Here is a 26854-nt window from a genome sequence, read left to right as displayed (position 1 = left end):
GTTTTATTTACTTAAATACGTGCTAAATCAGATTTAAATGAATAGCGTTGATGACTGTTTAATATAGTTAAAGTACTATTGTACTCAAGTATAAATGAGGTTCTTACATAAAGGCTCAAGCCAAGAACACCAAAACAATTTTCTTCACTTTGTTATTTTAAATTTAGTTGTAGTCAAAACTTAAATTAAAAACAACAGACCCTAATATAAAATTAAATAAATTGGAGTTTTAATTTTTTATGTTACGTATTTTAATCATTTTATTCAGCTGTATTTGTATCACTAATACAAGTGTGGCTAATGAAACCTCTGCTTCCGTTCTTGCACCTTTAGCTGAAAAGTCATTGTTGCTTGATATCGTCAATATTCAGCAAAAAAAATTGGTCGCTGTAGGTGAAAGAGGTCATATATTACTTTCAACTGATGGTAATAACTGGCAACAAGTTATCGCGCCGACTCAGGCAACATTAACAAGTGTTTTTTTTATTAATAATCTTGTTGGTTGGGCTGTCGGACATGACGCTACTATTTTAAAAACTACAAATGGTGGTAATAATTGGCATATCCAATATTCAAATCCTGCGTTAGAAAAACCTTTATTAGATATCGTTTTTAAAGACCCGTTTCATGGTGTTGCTGTTGGTGCATACGGACAATTCCTTAGAACTATTGATGGTGGTAAAACCTGGTTATCAGAATTTCATGAAGAATTTTTACATGAAGAAGATAAAGAGTTTTTAGAAGAGCTTAGAGTTGATGATGAAGAAGCTTATTTTGATGAAAGAGAAAGCATACTTCCTCATTTTAACCGTATTGTTTCTGATGGTAGAACAACTTACTTAGTTGGTGAAGTCGGCTTAATTGCTAAAAGTAATGATTTTGGTCTTACTTGGGAATCTTTTGATGAAATATACCGAGGTTCATTCTTCGACTTATCAAGAACCAATGAAGGTAACTTGCTTGTTGTTGGGCTTCGCGGACATGTTTTTAGAAGCTTAAAAAACGGTACACCTTGGATGGTAAGAGAAACAGGCACTACAGCCTTACTTAATTCAATCGTATTATCAGATGAAGGTAGAATTTTTATTTTAGGTAACAATGGTGTTGTTCTTGAGAGTAAAGATGATGGTCATACGTATACGTTAAAAATGCAACCTGATGGCAAGTCTTTAATTGCAGGTGTATGGTTTAACAACAAAATAGTAGCGGTTTCAGACGTTGGAATTAAAAACATTTCTATGGATTCTTCAGGGTTTAATTATTAATATGGCTAATAACTCATCAGTGAACCGTCTTGTAAGTAGCTTATTTAAAGTGCGTTCTGCAGTACTTATGGTATTCGCGATTGTAACGGCATTTCTACTTTTTCAAGCAACTCAAATCAAATTAGACGCATCGTTTACTAAGAATATTCCACTTAAACATAGTTACATGCAAACCTATTTAAAACATCAAGAAAACTTTGGTGGCGCAAACAATATCTTAATTTCTGTTTGTGATACTGAAGGTAATATCTTCAACGAACCTTTTTTCAATGCTTTAAAAGGTGTGCATGACCAGCTGTTTTTTATCCCGGGCATTGAACGAACGCAAGTAAAGTCATTGTTTTCACCTAGTACTCGATTCGTTGAAATAGTTGAAGATGGTTTTGCTGGTGGTCCAGTAATACCAGCAAGCTTTGTTCCAGATAAAGCGGGTTTGAATACGGTTAAAGGTAATATTGAAAAAGCAGGTATTGTTGGTCGTACTGTTGCTGATGATTATAGTTGTGCCATGGTTAACGCATCATTAATGGAAGTTAATCCTGATACAGGCGAAAAGCTTGATACTATTCACATTGCTGAACAGCTTGAAACACAAATTCGTGAAAAATTCGAAAATGCTAATACCAGTATTCATATCATTGGTTTTGCTAAAATGGTGGGCGACGTTGCAGACGGCGCAAAAAGCGTTGTAACCTTTTTTGCTATGGCAATTGCGATAACAGCCATCATGGTTTATTTCTTTTGTTATTCAATTAAATTAACGGTATTACCTATTTTATGTTCTTTTGTTGCTGTTATTTGGCAAATGGGAATGCTGTCTACTTTAGGTTTTGGTTTAGACCCTATGTCTATTCTTATCCCGTTTCTTATTTTCGCCATTGGTGTAAGCCACGGCGTTCAAATGATCAATTCAGTTAAAAAATTAGTCTCTAAAGGTAATACAAGCTTACAAGCCGCGAAGATCAGTTTTGCCGCTTTGCTTATTCCTGGTGGCGTAGCTTTGCTCTCTGACACAGTTGGCTTTTTAACTCTACTTTCAATTGATATAGGCATTATTAGAGAACTTGCTATCGCTGCTTCTTTGGGTGTAGCTATGATCATATTAACTAACTTAGTGTTATTGCCTTTGCTAGTGTCTTTAATTACTATTTCTGTAAAACCAGAAAGCGATGAAGTCAAAAAAGTTAGAGGTAGAGACTTTAAGTATCATCAAAAATTAACGGTATGGGATTACATCGCAAACTTTGCGACTAAAGGTCCTGCAACCATTATTCTTATTGTTACAGCATTTATCTTTGCATTAGGTTATGTCAATTCACAAGATATGAAAATAGGTGAGTTACATGCTGGTGCACCTGCATTACATGAAACCTCCCGTTATAATCAAGACACAGCGTTAATTACTAGTCGTTACGCCATCAGTGTTGATTACATGTCGGTGATTGTTGAAACAGTGCCTGATGCTTGTACCCGTCATGAAATTATGGATGTTATTGATAATTTTCAGTGGCGTATGGAAAACATACCAAGTGTACAATCTGCTATTAGTTTGGCTTCAGTCGCAAAAGTTGTTAATGCAGGTTATAACGAAGGTAATGCTAAATGGCGCGTACTTTCTAAAAACCAACAAACCTTAGTTCAATCAATTGCACGTGTACCTTCTTCAAGTGGTTTATTGAATAATAACTGTAGTGTAATGCCTGTTATTTTATTCTTAGACGACCATAAAGCAGAAACTATCACGCGTGTGGTAGACGCTGTTAAATTAGCGGCAAGTGAATTGAATAACGAGAACCTAACCTTTAAATTAGCTTCAGGCCCTGTAGGTGTTATGGCTGCTACTAATGAAGCAGTTAAAGAAGCACAGTTACCTATGATGCTTTATGTATATAGTGCAGTGATCATATTATGTTTACTAAGCTTTAGAAGCATAAAAGCCACTATAGCCGTTGTTGTACCACTTTATATTGTATCAACACTAGCTCAATGGTTGATGACCAGCTTAAATATTGGTTTAACTGTATCTACCTTACCTGTAATCGCATTAGGTGTAGGTATAGGTGTCGATTATGGTATTTATATATTATCCACTATGAATGCAGAATTGAAGAAAGGACGAAACGTTAAAGAGGCATACCATGCTGCATTAACGGAAAGAGGTAGTGCTGTTATTATTACAGGTATTACTTTAGCCATTGGTGTTTCTACTTGGTTATTCTCTGATTTGAAGTTTCAAGTTGATATGGGAATTGTATTAACCTTTATGTTTTTAGTTAATATGTTAGCTGCGGTTGTTATTTTACCTGCAATAGCTGCATTTCTCTGGAAAGACAAAAAATAAATGTAATTATTTTTAAATTGAATATTTGAATAATTAATTAAAAAAATGACCGAAAGGTCATTTTTTATTTATAGAAAGTGAATAAAGCTTTTCATTAAATTCAGTATTATTTGTAACCAAGTATAAAACCTTTCACTCCTCATAAAATTATCTCGCAATTCCCTAAAATTACTAATAAAATTCTAAATATCATCTATTATAAATATAGATATAAAAAATATAGAGCGTAATTAAACTGCATCACTTTAATAATGGTTTAAGAAAGCGTCGTAATAATTATAAAAAATAAAATTACATTCAATAAAATGTTTGACTCAAAAGGAAAGAAAGTCATGGCGTTAGTCAATGGTTTACCATCAGTTATACTTGATAATGTAGCTGAATTAATACATCAAAAAGTTCCTAAAGCTTTAGCTCCGTTGGTACACAAATTTTCTCAATTACTTTATGGCAATATATCGACATTAGATTTAAATAATCGTAATGACAGCGATATGTATGGCGCGACGCTAAGTTTATGGAATACCCTTAACGAGCACAAAGATCAGCATCCTATCATTAAAGTATTCAATCCGCAGGTATCGAAGCACGGGTGGAAATCAAGCCATACGGTTATCGAAGTTATTGTGCGTGATATGCCATTCTTAGTTGATTCATTAAGGATCGCTTTAGGTCGCTTAGGCCTAACGCCTCATTTAATGTTGAATAGCCCGATTAAAATCATCAGAGATAAATCGAATAAAATAATCGACTTGTCAGCCGCTTCAGATACGAAGTTTAAAGAAACAATTATCGAAACTGCTTTTTTTATCGAAGTTGATCGTATTACAGAGCAAAGCTTACTTAAAAATATTGTTAAAGAATTAGATTCAGTTGTAAGCGATATTTCATTAACGGTTACCGACTGGAAACCAATGAAAGACAAGCTTAGTGAAACCATCAAAAGTATTAAAAAAGCATCGTTTGCTTGTTCTAAAGAAGAGCATGCCGAAACGTTAGAATTTTTGAGCTGGCTTCAAAACGACAATTTCACTTTTATGGGGTATCGTTCTTACGATATGGACTCTATTAAAGGTGATGTTGTATTAAGTGCTAAAAACGATACTAGCCTTGGTTTAATGAAGCAGTCTACAGGCACTAAAGAAAGACTGATGTCTGAATTAGGTGAAGAAGCAAGAGAAGTGGCTTTAGGTAAAAACATATTAGTTTTAACCAAGTCAAACTCTCGTTCTCGTGTACATCGTCCTGCGCTATTAGATTATATCGGCGTAAAACGTTTTGACGATAAAGGCAATGTGCTAGGTGAAGAGCGCTTTATTGGCTTATTTGGTTCTGCTTATTACACTAACAGCGCATTAGATTTACCACTCATTAAATCGAAAGTAGCAGCAGTTTTATCAACGTCAGGGTTTGCACAAAATACCCATGCTTATAAAACCTTAATTAACATTCTTGAAACGTATCCAAGAGACGAGTTACTGCAATCGAACACCACCACATTATTAAATAATGTTTTAGGTGTATTTCAAATGCAAGAACGTGATTACTCAGGTTTGTTTGTTCGCAGAGACACCTTTGATCGTTTCTATTCTTGTATGGTTTATGTGCCAAGAGAGCGTTATAACACCAAGTTAAGAATACAAACTCAAGCGCTTTTAAAAGAAGCCTTTGGAAGTGACGAAAATGTTGAATTTACAACATATTTCTCTGAATCAGCGCAAGCTCGAACTCACTATATTGTAAGAGTTAAATCCACTAAAGCGGATATTAATGTGAAAGAAATTGAACGTAACCTAAATGAAGCAGCTTGTAGCTGGGACGATAAACTTGCTGGCGCACTTAATTCTAATAAAGGTGAAGCGTTAGGAAAAACCCTTGCTAGAAAGTACGTGCACTTTCCTCAGTCTTACAAAGATGAAGTTTTACCTGGCACTGCTTTAGTTGATATTGATAAATTTGAACGCTTAACACCTGATAATGACTTAGAAATGTTGTTCTATCAGCCACAAGAAGAAAGTGCTGAAAGTCGCTTAGTTAAACTAAAACTATTCCACTCAGGCGAGCCAATTCACTTATCTGATGTTTTACCTATTTTAGAAAACTTTGGGCTAAAAGTTATTGGTGAAAGCCCGTATGCAATTAAAACAGCTAACGGCGAAGTTTACTGGATACTTGATTTCTCAATGTTGCTTACTGGTAAAGGCAAATTCAACTTAGAAAAAGTACAAAACTTATTCCAAGACGCTTTTGCTAAAGTATGGTCAGGAAAGCTTGAAGACGATGGTTTCAACCGACTTATTTTAGGTGCTGAACTTGGTGGTCGTGAAGTTTCTATTTTAAGAGCCTTTGCTAAATACGAGCGCCAAATAGGTGGTACGTTTAGTCAAAGTTATATTGAAGATACTTTCTCGCGTTACCCAAGCATTGCCAAATTAATTATTAAATTATTTAATTTAAAATTCGATCCTAAAAAGAAAACGTCTGAAAAAGCTATCACTAAAGTTGAAAGCGATATTGAAACGTCTTTAGATAATGTTGCTAACTTAGATGACGACAGAATTATTCGTCGTGTTGTTGAAATGATTGCTGCAACTATTCGTACTAACTATTTCCAAGCAGATACGAATAACGAAGAAAAACCGTATATTTCTTTTAAGATTCAACCTAAATTAATTAGTGATATTCCTAAACCTGTTCCAGCATTTGAAATATTTGTTTATTCGCCTCAAGTTGAAGGTGTGCATTTACGTGGTGGTAAAGTCGCTCGTGGTGGCTTACGTTGGTCTGACAGACGTGAAGACTTTAGAACAGAAGTGCTAGGTTTAGTTAAAGCTCAACAAGTAAAAAATACCGTAATTGTTCCTGTAGGCGCTAAAGGTGGTTTTGTTTGTAAACAACTTCCTCAAGGTACAAGACAAGAAATCTTTGAAGCAGGTAAAGAATGCTACAAAACCTTTATTCGCGGTTTATTAGACATTACAGATAACATAGTTGCTGGCGAAATCGTTCCGCCGCCAAGTGTTGTAAGACTTGATGAAGACGACCCATATTTAGTGGTTGCAGCAGATAAAGGTACCGCAACTTTCTCTGATATCGCTAACGGAATTTCAGAAGAATATAACTTCTGGATGGGAGATGCTTTTGCTTCCGGTGGTAGTGTAGGTTACGACCATAAAGGTATGGGTATTACCGCTAAAGGTGGGTGGGAATCTGTTAAACGTCACTTCAGAGAAATGGATATCGACTGTCAAACCACCGACTTTACCTGTGTTGCTATTGGTGACATGGCGGGTGATGTATTTGGTAACGGCATGCTGTTATCTAAGCATATTCGTTTACAAGCCGCTTTCAACCATTTACACATTTTTGTAGATCCAAATCCAGATGCTGCGACTACCTATGTAGAGCGTGAGAGACTATTTAATTTACCTGGTTGTAGCTGGGAAGATTACAATAAGTCGCTTATGTCTGAAGGTGGAGAAATCTACAGCCGTTCAGCTAAGTCTTTAAAGCTTACACCGCAAATTATGAAAATGCTGGGTACTAAAAAGCAAAGCATGGCACCAATCGAGTTGATTCAAGCGCTATTAAGTATGCCGGTAGATTTGTTATGGAACGGTGGTATAGGAACTTACGTTAAAGGCTCTTCTGAAACGCATTTAGAGGTAGGTGACAGAGCTAACGATGCATTACGAATTAATGGTAAAGATCTAAAAGCCAAAATTGTAGGCGAGGGTGGTAACTTAGGTTTTACTCAACTAGGCCGTATTGAATATGCGGCTCACGGTGGACGTATTAATACCGATGCTATTGATAATGCAGGCGGTGTAGATTGTTCAGATAAAGAAGTAAATATTAAAATTTTACTTAACACTTTAGTTCAAAACGGTGATTTAACGGTTAAGCAGCGTAACAAATTACTTTACGATATGACCGACGATGTATCTGTTAAAGTGCTAGAAGATTGTTACCGTCAAACACATTCATTGTCTATTACCGCAATGCGTGGTGGTAGTCAGTTAAAAGAGCAGTCACGTTTTATTCATGAACTTGAACGCACAGGTAAGCTTGATCGCGCACTAGAGTTTATTCCTAATGATGACGAAATTGCAGACCGTTTAGTTAAAGGTGTTGGCTTAACTCGACCTGAGTTATCGGTATTACTTGCCTACAACAAAATGGTATTGAAAGACGATTTAGTTTGTCCTGAAATCACGGGTAATTCATATTACGATAAGTTTTTAGTTGAATATTTCCCTCAAATGCTTCAACAAAAATACTTAACTGAAATGCAGAGCCATCCGCTACGTGCCGAAATTATTGCGACACAACTTGCTAATGCAATTGGCAACGACATGGGCTTTAACTTTGTTAATCGTATGTTTGAAGAAACAGGCGAAACAGTGGCTGAGATAGCTAACTGTTATACAGTGGCAAGTAATGTGTTTGGTATGGCTGATATGTGGAAGAGAATTGAAGCTTTAGATAATCAAATACCAACAGCTGTTCAAACAGAAATGTTATTTCAAATACGTCGAACAGTAAGACGAGCAACACGTTGGTTCTTACGTCATCGTAATAAAGCTTTAGATGTTGCAGAATCAATTAAATTCTATCGCTCAACCTTTATTGATTTAACAACAAACTTATACAGCTACATGACTGAAGACGATTGTGAACAGTTAAAAAGTGCTGAAGCTGAATTAATTAATTCGAATGTACCTGAAGATGTTGCAAGCTACGTTGCTAAACTTAGCTCTATTTTCTCAACCATGGATATTGCCGAGTTAACTGCTGAAGACAGTCGAGATGTTAGCATAGTAGCGACTGCCTATTTTGAGCTTGGTGCTCGATTAGACTTACATTGGTTTTTAGATCAAATAACACGTCAGCCTGTTGCTAATCATTGGCAAGCACTTGCTAGATCTTCTTACAGAGAAGAATTAGATTGGCAGCAACGTTCTCTTACCAGCGTAATTTTACGTGCAGATTGTAAGAGTAAGAAAACAGACGAGTTATTAGATCATTGGTTTAAAGAAAATAAACAGTCACTTGGACGTTGGAAACATATCTTATCTGAGTTTAGAATTGGTGAGACTCATGAGTTTGCTAAATTCTCAGTCGCGTTACGTGAATTAATGCTACTTAGCTTAAAGTGTGATCCAGATAAGTAGAATATTTAGGGTCTGTTGATCTTTCAGGGTTAAATTAATTAAAGTGCCTTTATTGGTTAATCTTTAACTGATAAAATCCCCACCATTGTGTGGGGATTTTTTATTTCAGTAACATTAAAAAGTCAGCTACTTTCTGAAAACTAATAAATACCAAACTAATTAACCCAATAATTTTTTTGCTAAAACCCTGAGGTATTATGTTTTATTCTGCAATTCGTAAAGTGTTTTTTAAGTTTGACGCTGAAACTATTCATGAAATGACTATAAAAGCGTTAAAAAGCACAGGTACTACACCTTTAAGAGCGTTATATTGTCAAAACGTACCTTCTAAACCCGTTACGGTAATGGGGATCGACTTTCCTAATCCCATTGGTTTAGCTGCAGGGTTAGATAAAAATGGCGAATGTATTCCTGCTTTTGGTGCTATGGGGTTTGGTTTTGTAGAAGTCGGTACAGTAACTCCTCGCCCACAACCAGGTAACGAAAAACCACGTATTTTTAGATTACCTGAAGCTAATGCAGTCATTAACCGTATGGGCTTCAATAACAAAGGTGTTGATTACCTAGTAGATGAAGTACGTAAAGCACAGTTCAAAGGTGTTTTAGGCATTAACATAGGTAAAAATAAAGACACACCTGAAAAAAATGCAAAAGATGATTACATTATTTGTATGCAAAAAGTGTATAACTTTGCATCGTACATCACGATTAATATCTCTTCACCGAACACCCCTGGTTTACGTTCATTACAATATGGTGATGCATTAAACGAGTTACTTTCATCACTTAAAGCTGAGCAAACTGTTCTTGCTGAAAAGTATGGTAAATATGTACCACTCGCTGTGAAAATTGCACCAGACTTAACAGAACCAGAAGTTGAATCTATCGCAGAATGTTTAATTGCTAATAACATCGATGGTGTAATCGCAACGAATACGACACTTTCTCGTGAAGGCGTTGAAGGTTTAGAACATGGCGAAGAGATGGGTGGATTAAGTGGTGCGCCAGTAAAAGAAAAAAGTACACAAATTATCAAGTTATTGGCAAAAGCGTTAGATAATAAATTACCTATTATTGGTGTAGGTGGTATTTCAAATGGTGCTGACGCGAAAGAGAAAATAGATGCAGGAGCTAAATTAGTACAAGTTTACACAGGCTTTATTTATCAAGGACCTGATTTAATTAAAGACGTGGTTAAAGCGCTTTAGTTTAATTTTAACGTTGGATTAAGCTGCCTACTTATTTTTAATTTAATTAGGCAATTTAATTATAGTATAGATTAAAGGCTTAACTTTCGTTTTAGTAGTTTAGAGCCTACCTTCCATGAAGTCTTAATTTGATTTTGAAAGCTTGATTTTTTCCAACTTTCAAATGAAACCATTTCAGCCTTTAGATCATCTAACACATTCTTATTTATATTGAATTTAGATGCTTCTTGCCAATCTACATTCCCAAAGCCATGAAAATCATTTACTTTGTTCTCCATGTGGATCACAGACATCCACATAGGTTTATTTCTAATCGGTGTCACTTTTTTTGTTTTCGACCAAGCACCATGTCTATCATTTGCCCAAATTGTTTTAAAACCTTCACTTTTTTCAATCAAACTTAAAAATGGGTTATGCACATGTGAGCGTTTAGCGAATCTAACTTGAGGTGCTATTTGCAAAGTAAACCCATCAATAAAATCAACAGCCATAAAATCTTGTTGATTAAAATTAGCCTGAACTTCTTTTACATAATCTTGGTGTAAAGCATCATCGTTATCAAGTCTTGATGTAATAAGGTACGGCTGAGTAAGACTAGCTTGTATTTCCTTTTTTATAGATGGATAAAAAGCGTTCATACCATCGATATATATAGGAGTGAATGCCGTAAATTCTGCATCTAATCGACTAATTATTTGGCGAAATTCTTCTGGTGTACTTGTATCAAAGAAAACTAACCACGTAAAGTTTTTCTCACTTTGATGCTTAAGAGATGAAAAACAATAATTCTCAAATAATTCAAGACGATTCCTCATCCACTCATCAGTTAATACTTTTGTATTTGTTTTGGTGGTATTCCAGTCTTCTTTACGCAAATTAAAGCGTGTTAATATGTAATGTTGAAACATAATATCCTTAATAGTAATGCTATAATAGCTGCTTTGTCACATAGTGCTTTACTTGTGACATAACACTATTGTCCATTTGAATTATTTGATTATTTAAGCTTCATAAGCAATAGGGTCAGTTACGTTGTTTTCTTCAAATGCTTCTAACCTTTCTTGGCAAGCACCACATTTTCCACAGGCTTTTTCACGACCGTTATAACAAGTCCATGTGTGGCTGTAGTCTAAGTTCATGCTGATGCCGTCAGTTAAAATAGCCGTTTTGTTAACATTTAAGTACGGGCTAAATATTTCAACTGCTTCGTAGTTTGCAATTTGACAAACGTCATTCATCTTCATCACAAATTCAGGTCTACAATCAGGGTAAATTGCATGGTCACCAGAATGTGCGCCGTAATAAACTTGCTCAGCACCTACTGAAACTGCATAGCCAACGGCTAATGAAAGTAAAATCATGTTGCGATTTGGCACAATAGTCGACTTCATGTTTTCAGCTTCGTAGTGACCTTCAGGAATATCTATATCATCAGTTAATGATGAACCTGCTAATAACTGGTTGATAGCTGAAATATCAATAACTTTATGATGTACATTAAGTTCTCCACAAACATGGCTTGCACACTCAAGCTCTTTTACATGTCGTTGTCCGTAATCGAAAGAAAGTGCAAACACTTCTTTTCCATCTTTTAAAGCGCGATTAAGTACGGTGAATGAATCCATGCCGCCTGAATAAATAACAACAACTTTGTTAGCCATTTCTAATGTCTCTTGAGGTATAATAATGATTGGAATAGTAATCGCGCGCATTTTACTAGAAAATCAACACAGGCTAAAGCATAAAAGTGAAAACAACTTGCTATAAAATTAATGAGTTCTTCGAAACCATTCAAGGTGAAGGGTCTTTTACAGGTCAACCTTCTATTTTTATTCGTCTACAGGGCTGTCCTGTAGCGTGTTCTTGGTGTGATACTAAACACACATGGGACATAAATCTTGACGATTCAGTTAGCACTGAAATTATGGCAAGTAAAAATGAAGAAACGACACAATGGGCAAACATGTCTGTTGAACAGATCCTCGCTTGGGTAAAAACCAAAGGCTATCAAGCTAAGCATATAGTTATTACTGGTGGTGAACCTTGTATGGTTGATTTAACACCTTTATGTGAAGGTTTTGAAGTACAAGGTTATAGTTGTCAGGTTGAAACATCAGGTACTTTTGAAATACAAGTGACGGATAAGTGCTGGGTTACGGTGTCACCGAAGATTAATATGAAAGGCGGATATAAAATTCTACGTAGCGCTTTAGATCGTGCTAACGAAATTAAACATCCTGTCGCGACGGAACATCATGTTGAAGAGTTAACTAACTTATTAGCTGAACATGAAGTAACTGATACACCTATTTATTTACAGCCTATTAGCCAAAAACAACGCGCGACTGAATTAGCCATTGAAACTTGTATTAAAAACAACTGGCGTTTGTCTATTCAAGTGCATAAATATATTGGTATTGAGTAGATTCAATTAGTTTTACTTGATTTTTTTGAAACAGAAAAATAACTCAACAAGGTAAGTTTCATTATTTTGTCCATTCTTACATCCCTTTTATGGGAAATCTAACAGATAAAATTTGCCTTTAAAGTTCTTATTATCCCAGTTTTGAGCCTTATTTATACTATTCCCTTTTATATAGTTGTTAAGGAAAATAATATTTAATAACAAAGTCCTAAGAAGTCGTTATAATATATATAATTAATAAAAACTATATCCTTACATGTTGCTTATTTTTAACCTTACTTAATTGAGTTTAGTTAGATAAGCTATTGTGAACCTCTTGATGAAGTTTGGAGAACTCATGGACAAAAAAGTTAGCTCGCGCAGTACTAGTAACAAAGCCTTACGTCTAAACCTTGATGAAAAAAAGTACGGTACTATTGTTGAAATTGGTGCAGGTCAAGAAGTTGCTAGGCAATTCTTTTTAGCTGGAGCAGCTGCAGGTACTATCGCTAAAACGATGTCTGCTTACGATATGAAGTTTTCTGACGCTATTTATGGTGTACAAGAAGATAGGCGTTATGTAAGTAAAGCTCGTGTAAAAGCAATGATGACTCAAGAGTTTGACTTGGTTGTTGACCGAGTAGGGGACATACGCTCTAAATCGTCACGCTATTTCTCTTATGCAGCAACTGTTGCAGCAAAAAGTTTTAACCGTAAAAATGAATGTCATGCTTGGTGTGGTGTTCGAGTTCAAATGTATCCAGGCGCTGAGCCATCAAATATCACTATTCATGTACGTATGCATGATGAAAATGCTGAGTTACAACAAGCTGCATTAGGTGATTTAGGTGTAAATTTAATATATGCCGCTTATTATTATTTTGAAAATCCTAAAAATATTATTGATTCGTTAACAGACAATATTGGTAAAGATCGTATAGAAATTGATGCGATTGAGTTCGAAGGACCTTATTTTGAAGATATCGATAACCGTGCCATCAACCTTCACTTAATTCGTAGCTGGAAAACGCGTGCCATTATGTTCAAACCTGATGGCTCAGTTACTGTTCCAGCTGATATGTTATACAAGAAGAATGTATTAACAATTCGTGGTTCGTTTAAGCCTGTAACTAAATTGAATGTTGATATGATTGAGCAAGGTAAAAAATCTTTCAATGCACTTAATAATTTAGATGGGAAGAGCACTATAGCGATAGCTGAAATATCGCTAAATGACCCTCACGGTAACGACGCTAAAGTACCTGAGGCGGATATTATTGCTCGAGTACGACTACTTAACTCATTAGGCTATAGCGTAATGATTTCAGATTATACTCGTTACTTCTCTCTTCGTGCTTACTTCCGCCAATATACACAATTACAAATTGGTATTGTTGTGGGTATGATGAATATGCGACAAATATTTGATGAACAATATTATCGTGGCGTAGAAGGTGGAATTCTTGAAGCTTTTGGTAAGTTGTTCCCAGATAATACTCGTATGTTTGTTTATCCTGAACTTGATGATGTAGGTGAGCTCACTGATTTTTCAAAAGTAAGAGTGCCTGATCACTTACGTTACTTATATAAGCATTTATTAGAGAATAACTTTATTTCAGGTATTGAATGTAGCGATACTAACTTATGTCGTATCTACTCAAGAGAAGTATTAAAACAGCTAGCGTCTGGTTCTGATGGTTGGGAAAGTTCTGTTCCTGAAGCAGCAGTAGAAGAAATTAAAACGAACAAATTGTTTGGTTGTAAATAAATATTTTTAGCTTTTATTACAATGCTGTAATTTAATTTATAAGTTAACTTACTATGAAAAAAATGCTCAACTACTAAGTAGTTGAGCATTTTTTATTTCATCTATTTAAGTTAAAGAACCTAACTGTATTAACTCACTTTGAAAGAGCTGAGCTTCTGCAATAAGTTTTCCCCCATATCATTCAACTCTGAAGAACGTTGAGCTGCAGATTCAGTTCCTTCTAAAGACTCATGCGATAAGGTTGAAATACGCTGTACACTTTCGTTAATTTCATTGGCTGATAACGATTGCTCCTCAGCTGCGGTGGCTATTTGCATATTCATGTCATTAATTCGTTGTATAACTTCTGAAATTTTATATAACGCATCATTGGCTTGGTTAACATGAGAGGTTGTTTCAATAGCTTTTACCGCACTTGATTCAATAACTGCTACGGCAGAGCTACTGCCTTGTTGCAGTTTATAAATCATTTTTTGTATTTCTTCGGTAGATTGTCCCGTTCTACTCGCTAAAGTTCTTACTTCATCAGCGACTACGGCAAAACCTCTGCCATGCTCTCCAGCTCTAGCAGCTTCAATAGCTGCGTTAAGTGCGAGTAGATTCGTTTGGTCAGCTATACTTCTTATCACATCTAATACTGTGCCTATGCTTTCAGTTTCATCAGCAAGGGTTTTAATCACTTCAGAAGCTTCTTGAACATTTACCGATAAGGCTTCAATTTCTTTTACGGTGTTAAGTACAATATTTTGTCCTTCATTTGCTAAATCTTTCCCATCATTTGTTTCATGTGCAGCACATTCTGCATTCTTAGCTATTTCATTAATTGTGGTTTGCATTTCTTGCATTGAATGTTCAAGTTGACCTGTTTGATCATTTTGTTGTTCAGCCAATGATTTAGCTTTTTGGTTTAAGTTATCTAAAAATTTTGCATTATCTTTAACTTGAACCGCACTTGAATCTACATCCGTCACTAAGCGACCTATTTTTTCAGAAAACATATTAAAGCCACGGGTTAAACTCGTAAGTTCATCGTTTCCTTTAACTTCTAAACGTCTAGTGAGATCTCCTTCACCTTCACTAATATCTGTGATCATTTCAACAGTTTCATTCAATGGTTTAAGGATAGAACGTTGAATAAATACAGTGAAGACTGCAAAAACAAAGAATGCAATTGATCCAATACTTGAAGTTAAAATAGCCATAGAAGAAAATTCAGCATCAACATCATCAAGATAAATACCTGAACCTACAATCCAACCCCATTGGTTGAAGCCTTTAACATAACTAATTTTAGCTACCGGTTTTTCGCCTGTATTTTTAGCCCAGTAATAAGGAACAAAACCTTCATTTTGTTTTTTTACAATATTTACCATTTCTTGAAATAACATTAAGCCGTTTGGATCTTCAAATTTAGATAGGTCTTTACCATTTAATGCGGGTTTGATCGGATGCATTATCATGGTTGCTGAATAATCATTTATCCAGTAATAATTTGTTTTATCGTATCGCAGAGCATTTATGGCACTTTTAGCTAATTTTTGTGCTTCAAGTGAACTTATACCTTCAGATTTTATTAAGCTAAAGTTATGCTCAATAATTTCATAAGCGACTTCAACTAGGTTTTGAGTTTTTTCATATTTTTGCTCTAAAAGTGATGATTTGAATGCATTTAGGGTCAAAAATATGAAGGTAATGAAAGAGATAAATACAATAACTAAATTAAGCTGTAAACGACGTTTTATTTTGAGGTTTCTAATATTCATATTAAGCCTTAATTATTTAGATCAGCTTTTTTAGCTGATTATATATAAATATAAGCTATGGATTGATTTTTTTCCATTTTGTATATCATTTGAAATCTACTTTTCTTATTAACAAGCAAGTATTACCTTAGAGTCAAGCTGTTAGATTTTCTGGGTCTAATCATTCAAAATAGATACACAGTAGATTAGTGTTTAAAACCAGATAAACTTTATAAGGAAAGGGGTGTGTGTCGAGTAATAAAAAGTTGATTGATACATTTTATATGTAGGATCTAAGTCAATTTTGTTATTTGATAATTATACGCTGAAAATGAATTTATTTAAGGAAGCGAGTTATTAGCTTACTGCAATAACTCGCTTTTACTTACTGTAATATAGGCTATTAATTGACTTTAAAAGAGCTGAGCTTTTGTAATAAATTTTCTCCCATATCATTTAACTCTGAAGAACGTTGAGCTGCAGACTCTGTACCTTCCAAAGACTCATGCGATAAAGTTGAAATACGTTGCACACTTTCGTTAATTTCATTAGCTGATAATGATTGCTCTTCTGCCGCTGTCGCTATTTGCATATTCATGTCGTTAATTCGTTGTATAACTTCTGAAATTTTATATAACGCGTCATTGGCTTGATTAACATGAGTGGTTGTTTCAATAGCTTTTACCGCACTTGATTCAATAACGGCTACGGCAGAGCTACTGCCTTGTTGTAGCTTATAAATCATTTTTTGTATTTCTTCGGTGGATTGTCCCGTTCTACTCGCCAAAGTTCTTACTTCATCAGCGACTACGGCAAAACCTCTGCCATGCTCTCCAGCCCTAGCGGCTTCAATAGCTGCGTTAAGTGCGAGTAGGTTAGTTTGGTCAGCTATGCTTCTTATTACATCGAGTACTGTACCTATGTTCTCTGTTTCATCAGCCAGTGTTTTAATAACTTCAGAAGCTTCTTGAACATTTACTGATAAGGCTTCAATTTCTTTTACGGTATTAAGTACAATATTTTGTCCTTCATAAGCTAAATCTTTACCTTGATTTGTTTCAAGCGCAGCATATTCAGCATTTTTAGCTATTTCATTAATCGTAGCCTGCATTTCTTGCATTGAATGTTCAAGTTGACCTGTTTGATCGTTTTGTTGTTCAGCTAATGATTTAGCTTTTTGGTTTAAGTTATCTAAAGATTTGGCATTATCTTTAACTTGAACCGCACTTGAATCTACATCCGTCACTAAGCGAGCTATTTTTTCAGAAAACATATTAAAACCACGAGTTAAACTTGTAAGTTCATCGTTTCCTTTAACCTGTAAGCGTCTGGTGAGATCACCTTCTCCTTCACTAATATCTGTGATCATTTCAACAGTTTCATTCAATGGTTTAAGGATAGAACGTTGAATAAATACAGTGAAAATTGTAAAAATAATAAAGGCAATACCACCAATACTAGAGGTAAGTATTGCCATGGAAGCAAATTCAGCATCCACATCATCAAGATAAATACCTGAACCTACAATCCAGCCCCATTCCTTAAAGCCTTTAACATAACCGACTTTTTCTATAGGTTCTTCTCCTGTTTGCTTAGCCCAGTAGAATGATAAGAAACCTTCATTTTGCCTCTTAGCAACATTTACTATTTCTTGAAATAATTTTAAGCCGTTAGGATCTTTAAACTCTGATAAATCTTTTCCAATTAATGCCGGTTTAATTGGGTGCATTATCATGGTTGCTGAATAATCATTAATCCAATAATAATTTATTTTATCGTAGCGTAATGAATTAATAGTACTTTTAGCTGCTTCTTGTGCTTCTTCTGTGCTTATTCCTTCTAGCTTTATTCGAGAAAAGTTATATTCAATAACATCATATGCAACGCCAACTAAATTTTCAGTCTTCTCATATTTTTGCTCTAAGAGTGATGATTTAAATGCATTTAGGGTTAAAAGAATGAAAATGACGAAAGAGATAAATACAATGACTAGATTAAGCTGTAAACGACGTTTTATTTTTAGGTTTCTAATGTTCATATAAAGCCTTAATTATTCTGAGCAGCTCTTTTAGCTGATTACATGTAAATATAAGCTATAGATTGTTTTTTTCCATTTTGTATACACTTTTGAAGAGCATTCGATTTTACTTTTTACCTGATCATATTACTTTCGAGTTAAGTTTAGATCAGGTATAGCATAGATTAGTATTTATTACTTAATATCTTTAATCAATACAGAAGTATCGCAACGGTTAAAGCCTTGTTGCTGTAGACGTTCGTAAGAGGCATCTACCATTTTTGCGACAGGTAAATTTACATGCAGTTTTTCGGCTTGTTCAAGACATATGGCTAGATCTTTTCTCATCCAATCTATAGCAAAACCAAAATCAAATTCATCTGCTGCCATGGTATGGGTGCGTTGCTCTAGCTGCCATGATTGCGCGGCGCCATGTTTAAGAACATCTCTTACCGTGACTAAATCTAGCCCTGACTTTTGTGCTAATGTTAAACCTTCTGATAGCCCTTGTAATATACCAGCGATACAAAGTTGATTAACCATTTTACATGTTTGACCTGCACCTACTTCACCTAATCGTGTTACTTGTTTAGCGTAGATATTAAGCGTGCTTTCTATTTGTGTAAATTTTGCTTCATCACCGCCTACCATTATGGTTAATGCGCCGTTTTGTGCGCCAATTTCACCACCTGATACAGGTGCATCTAAAAATTCATTGTTTTGCTTGAGGCAAGCAATAGATATTTCTTTAGCAACTTCAGCTGATGTGGTTGTGTGGTCAACTAAAATAGCTCCAGCTTTTAATCCTGCTAATATGCCATTTTCACTGAAGCAAACATCACGTAAATCATTGTCGTTACCTACACAGCACATAACTAGTTCAGCATCTTTTACTGCTTCTTTAGGTGTAAGGGCAATAGCACCGTTATATTCACTTTGCCATGCAAGTGCTTTCGTTTGTGTTCTATTGAATACGGTAACGTTTAAGCCACTATTTTGTAAGTGACCCGCCATAGAATATCCCATTGTACCTAAACCAATAAATGCTACTTTCATTTAAAATACTCCGCTAAAAATATGCTACTAAAATAAGATAATTATTTAATCAGTAATTAGCGAAAGAAGCGATTTATTGTGAAGGTATTCAGCGTTTTTATGAGCATTAACGTGAAAAAATTTAAGCTTTTATCACTGCGAGTAGTACAATGTGTAGATTGTACTACTGTTGCTTGTTTTACTTATTCATTAAGGGAGAGGAATGTCTGAATCATTACATTGGCTTGATGGCATTGATCACAAGAAAAGTAAGTTAACGTTACATCAAACGCTCCTTTTACAGCTAAGTTCAGCCATTGAACAAGGCGTATTAAAAGCAGGTGACAAACTGCCTACTCACAGAGAGCTCGCTTCAATATTATCAATTGCTATTGCTACGGTTACTAAAGTCTATAAAGAAGCTGAACGCAAAGGGTTAATTAGTAGCAAAGTTGGCAAGGGGAGTTTTGTTTCATCATGTCCTGTTTTACCTCAAGCGATTAAAGCGAATGATCTTAAAAGTATTAATCTTTCTATCATCAAGCCACAAGTTAATATTGCTAATCAGCAAATTACCGAGCAAATAAAACAGCTTAGTGAACAATCTCAGTTATCTGATTTAATGGACTATAACGTTGCTGGAGGTAGTTTAACGGATCACCAAGCTGCGCATCATTGGCTTAGCACTCAAGGTATATTATTGGATGATAAAGGTGTTTCGTTATGTAGTGGTGCTCAACATGGTCTGATGGTACTGATTAATACGCTCACTGAATATGGCGATAGTATTGCTGTAGAAGCGCTTTGTTACCCAGGTATTATCTCGTTAGCTAAACAGTTTGGTAGGAAACTTATTCCTATAAGTATGGACGAAGAAGGAATGAGTCCTCAGTCATTAGAAGCTGCTATTGAACAGCACGACATTAAGCTAATAATTGTGGTTGCTTCTCATCAAAATCCAACGGCATCTGTTATGCCCATTAGCCGCAGGCAAGCTATTGCTGACATAGTGATAAAAAACAATATTTGGATGATTGATGACGATGTGTATGGTTTTTTGAGTCCTGAACTACCAGCCATATCTAACTTTGCACCTAAGCATGGTTTTTATTTAAGTAGTTTATCTAAATGTATCTTTCCTGGATTACGCGTTGGTTTTATTGTGTTTCCCGAAGCGTTTAAACAGCGAATCGAGGCGACTATACGTAATACAATATGGATGCCTGTGCCAATGACTTTAGCTATAGCCGCTAAACTCATATTTTCAGGACAAGCATTAGCTATTCAACATCAACAAAGTGATATTGCTCGTAAGCGTCAAACTATTGCCCGACAAATACTCAAAGCTGAGGAGCTATCGGTAAAAGTTATCTCACAGATAAATAGTTTTCATTTATGGTTAACTTTACCTGATAAATGGACAAGTGAAGCTTTCAGTAAAGCGCTAGAGAAAAGAGGTGTATTAGTCTCAAGTGCTGATTATTTTATGGCGGATGAAAATATTATTAAAAGGAAACCTGCTAAGGTTAAAGCTTGTGATAGTTTTGCTAGTCAATCGGCTGTAAGAATATCTTTAATGGCTGCAAAGTCTGAAGATGAGTTAAAATTCGCATTACATATTATTAAAGAACTTTTAAAAGACTGAATTGAAAGGTCGATCTCACGCTAAAATTTGAATATTATAAACATATCTTCAATTAGATGATTGAATTAGGAATTTTCATGAAAAAATTATTACTGAGTGCTGTAGTCGCTCAATTATTACTAAGTGCTTGTAGTACATCTTCTTCAGGAAGAAACCAAATTATGCTTTATTCAAATACAGAATTAAGCAAAATGGGAGCAACATCTTTCGAACAAATGAAAGCAGAAGTTAAAATTAGTAAAGATCCTGCGACAAACCAATTTGTACAATGTGTGGCTGATACTATTACAGTTAACGTTCCTAAATCAGCACATGATGGTGATTGGGAAGTGGTAGTATTTGATTCACCACAAATTAATGCTTTTGCTTTACCGGGTGGGAAAATTGGGGTTTATACTGGCATTTTAAATGTTACTGAAAACCAAGACCAGCTTGCTGCAATTATGGGACACGAAGTAGGGCATGTTATAGAACATCACTCTAATGAACGTTTATCTTCAAACCAAGTGGCGCAAGGTGGATTAGCATTAGCGGGTGTGGCACTTGCTATTCAGCAAAATCAAAATCAAGCACTTTGGATGGCTGGCTTAGGTTTGGGTGTTCAATACGGCGTATTAATGCCATATGGCAGAACCCATGAAAGTGAAGCTGATATTGTAGGCCAAGACCTTATGGCTAAATCAGGTTTTGAACCAAGTGCAAGTATTAGACTATGGGAAAATATGGCGAAAAACTCTACCTCATCTCAGCCTGAATTTTTATCAACGCATCCTTCAAATACAACCCGTATAAAGCAACTAACTGATCATTTAGCCGAATCTAAAAAGTTAATGGCAGGCACTAAAGCACCAACTTGTGTAAAGCCTAGTTATATACCTATTTCTGAAGTAGCAGAAACACCAAAAAGTTAACTTGTCGTTAATACGAGTTAAAATTAGCTAATCTATACATTCTTAGATGCAAAAAGGGCGTAAAACTTAAGGTTTTACGCCCTTTTTTATGTATTCATTTTAGTTGATAGCAGGTGATGTAATGGAGTTACTTTGTTGCTCGCCAAAAAGCATAACCACCGACAAAAAATAATACCATAGGATAGAAGGAACTTAGCACCACTTCAACGGGCGATATTTTAAGAGTAGCACCTAATAACAGGGCTTGAGCGCCATAAGGTAAAAGTCCTTGGCTGATACAAGCATATATATCTAAAATACTGGCGGAGTGAGCTGGCGGTAAATCACCATCAGTGGCTAAGTTTTTAGCTGCTTCACCCGTCACTATAATAGATACGGTATTATTTGCAGTGAAGAAGTTACAAGCAAAAGCTAAACCCGCAATACCAATACCCGCTGATCGCTTTTTATTGTTTGGGCAAAGTTTATTAGCTAAAGATTTTACACCCGAAGTTAATGCGGCTAATCCACCTTGCTGTTTAATTAATTCACTTAAACCACCAATAAATAAAGCTAATATCATAGTATCTTGCATGCCCGAGAAGCCCGCGTTTATATCATTAACCCAAGTGGATAATTGATAATCATTACTCAGCATACCTATAGCGGCAGCTAAAATAATTCCGACAATTAACACAACAAACACATTAACACCTGATAAAGCTAATATTAGAATTACTATATAAGGAATAAGACCAATCAAAGAAATGTCTGTAGCTTGTTCAAATGGAATATCTTCACCAATAATAAAGAATATAACTAAACAAATGAGTGCGGCGGGAATGGCAAATTTAAAGTTAACCTTAAACTTATCGCTCATTTTAGCGCCCTGACTTCGGGTGGAGGCTATTGTTGTGTCAGAAATAAAAGATAAATTATCACCGAATATAGCACCTGAGATAATACAACCTGCCACTATACCTGCGTCTAAATTGGCGGTTTCTATAAAGCCTAAAGCAATAGGTGCAATCGCTGCGATGGTACCCATTGACGTGCCCATGGCAGTAGATAAACAGGCCGCAACAATAAATAAACCAGGTAATAGTAGGTAATCAGGAAATACTGATAAGCCAAGCTGCACACTTGCATCAACACTCCCTGTAGATTTAGCAACTGTGGCAAAAGCTCCTGCTAGTAAGTAAATAACACACATGGTAATAATGTTGTTATGACCTGCACCATCAATAAATTGGTTAATTTGCGTGTTTATTGAAGCTTTACCTAAAAATATAGCAAAAAGAATTGCTGGAATTATCGCTATGCTTGCTGGTAATTGATAAAAAGCAAAATCGACACCATTTAAGGTTAAAACAATACCTGTACCTAAAAATAATCCTAAAAACACACCAAAGGGTAATAAACTGATTAAGCTTTTTTCTTCTGATGTTTGTGTATGTGAATTGCTGTTTGACGTCATAATCTAATCTAATAAGAATGCAGGACAGTATTATTAACTTTATTGCCCAAAGGCTCAAGCTTTAGGAAATCTAATCAAGCCAGCTTAGCTCACCAATATCACTGTACTGGCTCTGTCTTTGGCCTATGCTTATCTGTTTTTTAAATAACGCAGAACTTTTAAGTCTAACGGTAAACTGTCGAGTGAACATAACACCGCTATATAATGATTGAACTGGGCGTTGAATTATTCATTAACAATATCACTCAACATTCGTCCCATATTCAAAGCTAAAACGTCTATCTTGAAGTGGCTTGAATATATGTTTTGTGCTATTATTTCGCGCGAAATTTATTTAAAGCGGATCTGTGTTTAAAAGTTGAACAATTAGCCTCAATGTTTATATAAACGAGTTAATTGTGAGTAAGTTATTTAAATACAGAAAAGCAAAGCTGATATAAAAGAGACCCAATAATGTCTGAAAACAAATTTGATTCAATCGAAGCACGTGTAAGTTACGGTGTAGGTCGTCAATTAGGTGACCAATTACGTAACAACCCATTTAAAGATTTCGACGTAACAGCAGTACAAGCTGGTATAGCTGACGCTATTGCAGACGTTGCAAGCCAAGTAAGCGAAGAAGACTTAAATGAAGCTTTTGGTATTATCTCTAAAAAATTACAAGAGCAAGAGCAAGAAGCAGCTAAAGAATTAGCAGCTGAAGGCGAAGCATTTTTATTAGAAAATGCAAAGCGTGATGAAGTATCTGTTACAGAATCAGGTTTACAATACGAAGTAATCGCAACAGGCGAAGGCGAAAAGCCATCAGCTGAAAGCACTGTTCGTGTTCATTACCACGGTTCATTAGTTAGCGGCGATGTTTTTGATAGCTCTGTTGATCGCGGTCAACCTGCTGAGTTTCCAGTAGGCGGTGTTATCGCTGGTTGGACTGAAGCATTACAACTAATGACTGAAGGTTCTAAATGGCGTTTATTCATTCCATTTAACTTAGCATACGGCGAGCGTGGTTCTCAAGGAGCTATTCCTCCATACGCAACCTTGATATTTGAAGTTGAATTATTAACTATCGTTAGTTAGTTATTATTTTAAAGCCCTCCGTTGAGGGCTTTTTTATATCTGCACAATTTACAGTACGTACATTGCTAACAGGCATCTATTAGGTAAACAGATTAATGAATGTAGAACACGAGTTGAATGAATTATTTACCCGCTACATTAATGCATTCAAAGCATACGATATGGCAGCCGCATTAAGTTGTTATCATTTACCTTGTACATTACATACACCTGAAAAGATTGCTTACTTACAAAATGAAGAACAATTTAAACAAGAATTTATAGATATATTTACTATTTTAAAGCATGCCAATATTTCTCGTATAGTTGCAGATAAATCCAGCTATCAATATTGTCAAAAGAACACTTTAGATGTATGTATAAATTGGTTGTTTTATGATGAAAATAACGAGTTGTTTACCGATTTTTCTGCGTTTTATCATATCGCGAATGATGAAAGCTCAGAAAGTATAGGGAAAATAGTGAGTGTTGTTTCACACGAAATAGAAAATGCTATTGAATTAGCTCAGCCTTTCAAAATAACGTAAAACATTTTAGATATTTGATTTTAAGAAATAAAGAGACAAAGAATGAAAGTAAAAGTAGCTATATTAGGATGTAGTGGTCGAATGGGCCGCAATTTAATTCAAGCAGCAATCGAGCATGAATCAATTGAATTAGTAGGCGGTAGCGTTAGAGCATCGTCTTCATTTGTTGATTTTGATTTAGGTGAGCTAGCTGGTATTGGTGCTATAGGTTCTAAAACCTCTGTTGATCTAAATGAACTACTTGAAGCTGATGTATTTATTGATTTTACCTCAATAGAAACCACACTAGAGAACATAAAATGGTGTCAGCAACATAATAAAGCCTTAGTTATTGGTACTACAGGCTTTAATGACCAACAAGTCGATGAAATTAAACAATCTGGTGAAACTATCCCAGTGATACTTGCGCCTAATACAAGCGTCGGTGTTAACTTATTATTTAAGCTATTAGAGATCACCGCGAAAGCGATTGGTGAACATACTGATATTGAAATATTTGAAGCTCATCATAGATTTAAGAAAGACGCACCGTCTGGAACCGCTGTAAAAATGGGACAAGTGATTGCAGACACCCTAGGCAGAGACTTAAATAAGTGTGCTGTTTATGGTCGAGAAGGCATCACAGGTGAGCGCGATAAAGAAACCATAGGTTTTGCTACTGTAAGAGCTGGCGACATAGTAGGGGAGCATACTGCATTTTTTGCTGATATTGGCGAACGTTTAGAAATCACCCACAAAGCCAGTTCACGTATGACATTTGCTTTAGGTGCTATGCGCGCCGCATTTTGGTTGAGTGAAGCTGATAATGGCTATTACGATATGCAGGATGTTTTAGGTTTGAAATAAAAGTTTTTTTAAGATAACTGCTACTTTTGGCAGTTTTGAATAAAAATTCAAATAAACACTTGTTTTTTTACATTTTTGACTAGACGAATATACAATACAAGCGTAAAATAAGTGGATTTTGTCAAAAATTCAGGTCTTTTAGTACTCAGGACGATTTTTTGGCATTTTTTATATCTAACATTTAGTAAATATATTAGATGTTACTTTTATACTTAATAATAAAGTTTTAGTTATTTATTGTTAAGTTTGTTTTCTTCTTTACGGAGGTTAAATTGACTAAATCTGCCATTTTAGTGCTTGAAGACGGCACTGTATTTAAAGGCACCGCTATTGGTGCAGATGGGGCGGCTGTTGGAGAAGTAGTATTTAATACTTCAATGACTGGTTACCAAGAAATTCTTACTGATCCATCATATGCAGAACAAATTGTTACGCTTACTTACCCACATATTGGTAATACCGGTACAAATTCAGAAGATGAAGAGTCGGGTGATATTGTAGCAAAAGGTTTAGTTATTAGAGATTTACCTTTATTAGCAAGTAACTTCAGAAATGAAGAAAACCTAAGTGATTACTTAGCTCGCAATAATATTCTAGGTATTGCTGACATTGATACACGTAAGCTCACACGTATATTACGTGAAAAAGGTGCTCAAAACGGTTGTATCATTGCTGGCGACCTTGCTGAAGGCGAAACACTTGATGAAGCAAGTGCATTAGCTCAAGCAAAAGCATTTCCAGGGCTTAAAGGTATGGATTTAGCAAAAGTTGTTTCTACTAAAGAAAAATACGAATGGACAGAAGGCAGCTGGGTTTTAGGTGAAGGCTTTGTAACGCCAACTGAAAAACCATTTCATGTTGTTGCATACGATTTTGGTGCTAAACGTAACATCTTACGTATGTTAGTTGACCGTGGTTGTAGATTAACTGTTGTACCAGCCGAAACTCCTGCATCAGAAGTTTTAGCTATGAACCCAGATGGCGTATTTTTATCTAATGGCCCAGGTGATCCAGAGCCATGTACTTACGCAATTGAAGCGATTAAAGAAATTTTAGCCACTAACTTACCTGTATTTGGTATTTGTTTAGGGCATCAGTTACTTGGCTTAGCCAATGGCGCTTCAACAATTAAAATGAGTCTTGGTCATCACGGTGCTAACCACCCGGTTAAAGATTTTAAACGTGATGTTGTGATGATAACTTCACAAAACCACGGTTTTGCTATTGATGAATCAGGTATGCCAGCAAACATTGAAGTAACGCATAAGTCGTTATTTGATGGAACTATTCAAGGCATTCATTTAACTGATAAGCCTGCATTTAGTTTCCAAGGCCATCCTGAAGCGAGTCCAGGGCCACATGATGCGGCACCTTTGTTTGACCACTTTATTGATTTAATCAAAGCTGCTAAAGCTTAAGCTAAGACAAGAGAGAGAAA

18 protein-coding genes are annotated in these 26854 nt (G+C 35.5%); 12 read left to right on the top strand and 6 right to left on the bottom strand.

What is annotated here, in order from left to right; all coding sequences use genetic code 11:
• Positions 1-239 precede the first annotated feature (239 nt).
• The 4 genes from ACPUVN_RS09095 to pyrD all read left to right on the top strand — a co-directional run bounded on the left by ACPUVN_RS09095 (position 240) and on the right by pyrD (position 9988).
• Positions 240-1265 (top strand): WD40/YVTN/BNR-like repeat-containing protein, encoded by a 1026-nt coding sequence (locus ACPUVN_RS09095; protein ID WP_426356932.1) that lies wholly within the window; start codon positions 240-242, stop codon positions 1263-1265.
• Between the two features lies 1 nt (position 1266).
• Positions 1267-3606, top strand: coding sequence for an efflux RND transporter permease subunit (locus ACPUVN_RS09090; protein ID WP_426356933.1), 2340 nt, complete (start codon positions 1267-1269; stop codon positions 3604-3606).
• A gap of 332 nt (positions 3607-3938) precedes the next feature.
• On the top strand, positions 3939-8780 hold the full coding sequence (locus ACPUVN_RS09085) for an NAD-glutamate dehydrogenase (RefSeq protein WP_426370493.1): 4842 nt from the start codon (positions 3939-3941) through the stop codon (positions 8778-8780).
• A 197-nt stretch (positions 8781-8977) separates the two neighbouring features.
• Complete coding sequence (gene pyrD, locus ACPUVN_RS09080; protein WP_426370492.1) at positions 8978-9988, top strand: quinone-dependent dihydroorotate dehydrogenase; 1011 nt, start codon at positions 8978-8980, stop codon at positions 9986-9988.
• Positions 9989-10059: 71 nt separating this feature from the next.
• On the opposite strand, the gene ACPUVN_RS09075 is transcribed toward pyrD, so the two are convergent.
• Together ACPUVN_RS09075 and queC are read right to left on the bottom strand one after the other, a co-directional pair.
• The gene (locus tag ACPUVN_RS09075) at positions 10060-10896 is read right to left on the bottom strand and encodes a glycosyltransferase (RefSeq protein WP_426356936.1); all 837 of its coding nucleotides are present in this window, start codon (positions 10894-10896) and stop codon (positions 10060-10062) included.
• A gap of 93 nt (positions 10897-10989) precedes the next feature.
• Positions 10990-11649: a 7-cyano-7-deazaguanine synthase QueC gene (gene queC, locus ACPUVN_RS09070; protein WP_426356937.1), complete on the bottom strand. Its 660-nt coding sequence runs from the start codon at positions 11647-11649 to the stop codon at positions 10990-10992.
• A gap of 86 nt (positions 11650-11735) precedes the next feature.
• Between queC and queE the strand changes: the two genes are divergently transcribed.
• Together queE and ACPUVN_RS09060 are read left to right on the top strand one after the other, a co-directional pair.
• Positions 11736-12413 (top strand): 7-carboxy-7-deazaguanine synthase QueE, encoded by a 678-nt coding sequence (gene queE, locus ACPUVN_RS09065; protein ID WP_426370491.1) that lies wholly within the window; start codon positions 11736-11738, stop codon positions 12411-12413.
• 337 nt (positions 12414-12750) lie between these two features.
• Complete coding sequence (locus ACPUVN_RS09060) at positions 12751-14160, top strand: TonB-dependent receptor (RefSeq protein ID WP_426356939.1); 1410 nt, start codon at positions 12751-12753, stop codon at positions 14158-14160.
• A 128-nt stretch (positions 14161-14288) separates the two neighbouring features.
• Here ACPUVN_RS09060 and ACPUVN_RS09055 read toward each other — a convergent pair whose 3' ends face one another.
• The 3 genes from ACPUVN_RS09055 to ACPUVN_RS09045 all read right to left on the bottom strand — a co-directional run bounded on the left by ACPUVN_RS09055 (position 14289) and on the right by ACPUVN_RS09045 (position 18975).
• A complete protein-coding gene (locus ACPUVN_RS09055; protein ID WP_426356940.1) occupies positions 14289-15923 on the bottom strand; it encodes a methyl-accepting chemotaxis protein in 1635 nt (544 codons plus the stop codon).
• A gap of 382 nt (positions 15924-16305) precedes the next feature.
• Positions 16306-17940 (bottom strand): methyl-accepting chemotaxis protein, encoded by a 1635-nt coding sequence (locus tag ACPUVN_RS09050; protein ID WP_426356941.1) that lies wholly within the window; start codon positions 17938-17940, stop codon positions 16306-16308.
• Positions 17941-18114: 174 nt separating this feature from the next.
• Positions 18115-18975, bottom strand: a complete 861-nt coding sequence (locus ACPUVN_RS09045) for an NAD(P)-dependent oxidoreductase (protein ID WP_426356942.1) — start codon at positions 18973-18975, stop codon at positions 18115-18117.
• A gap of 202 nt (positions 18976-19177) precedes the next feature.
• On the opposite strand from ACPUVN_RS09045, the gene ACPUVN_RS09040 reads away from it, so the two are divergent.
• Both ACPUVN_RS09040 and ACPUVN_RS09035 read left to right on the top strand, forming a co-directional pair.
• Positions 19178-20599, top strand: a complete 1422-nt coding sequence (locus ACPUVN_RS09040; RefSeq protein ID WP_426356943.1) for a PLP-dependent aminotransferase family protein — start codon at positions 19178-19180, stop codon at positions 20597-20599.
• Between the two features lie 77 nt (positions 20600-20676).
• Positions 20677-21510: a M48 family metallopeptidase gene (locus tag ACPUVN_RS09035; protein WP_426356944.1), complete on the top strand. Its 834-nt coding sequence runs from the start codon at positions 20677-20679 to the stop codon at positions 21508-21510.
• A gap of 127 nt (positions 21511-21637) precedes the next feature.
• On the opposite strand, the gene ACPUVN_RS09030 is transcribed toward ACPUVN_RS09035, so the two are convergent.
• Positions 21638-22966 carry a Na+/H+ antiporter NhaC family protein gene (locus ACPUVN_RS09030; protein WP_426356945.1) on the bottom strand — a complete coding sequence of 443 codons (1329 nt, stop codon included), beginning with the start codon at positions 22964-22966 and terminating at the stop codon, positions 21638-21640.
• Positions 22967-23419: 453 nt separating this feature from the next.
• Between ACPUVN_RS09030 and ACPUVN_RS09025 the strand changes: the two genes are divergently transcribed.
• From ACPUVN_RS09025 to carA, 4 genes are all read left to right on the top strand, one after another.
• The gene (locus ACPUVN_RS09025) at positions 23420-24043 is read left to right on the top strand and encodes an FKBP-type peptidyl-prolyl cis-trans isomerase (RefSeq protein WP_426356946.1); all 624 of its coding nucleotides are present in this window, start codon (positions 23420-23422) and stop codon (positions 24041-24043) included.
• A 95-nt stretch (positions 24044-24138) separates the two neighbouring features.
• On the top strand, positions 24139-24570 hold the full coding sequence (locus ACPUVN_RS09020) for a hypothetical protein (protein WP_426356947.1): 432 nt from the start codon (positions 24139-24141) through the stop codon (positions 24568-24570).
• A 42-nt stretch (positions 24571-24612) separates the two neighbouring features.
• A complete protein-coding gene (dapB, locus tag ACPUVN_RS09015) occupies positions 24613-25416 on the top strand; it encodes a 4-hydroxy-tetrahydrodipicolinate reductase (RefSeq protein WP_426356948.1) in 804 nt (267 codons plus the stop codon).
• 272 nt (positions 25417-25688) lie between these two features.
• Positions 25689-26834, top strand: a complete 1146-nt coding sequence (gene carA, locus ACPUVN_RS09010) for a glutamine-hydrolyzing carbamoyl-phosphate synthase small subunit (protein WP_426356949.1) — start codon at positions 25689-25691, stop codon at positions 26832-26834.
• Positions 26835-26854 lie beyond the last annotated feature (20 nt).

Source organism: Pseudocolwellia antarctica, from assembly GCF_049933045.1.
GTDB lineage: Bacteria > Pseudomonadota > Gammaproteobacteria > Enterobacterales > Alteromonadaceae > Pseudocolwellia.
This window is presented reverse-complemented; position numbering and strand designations above follow the sequence as displayed.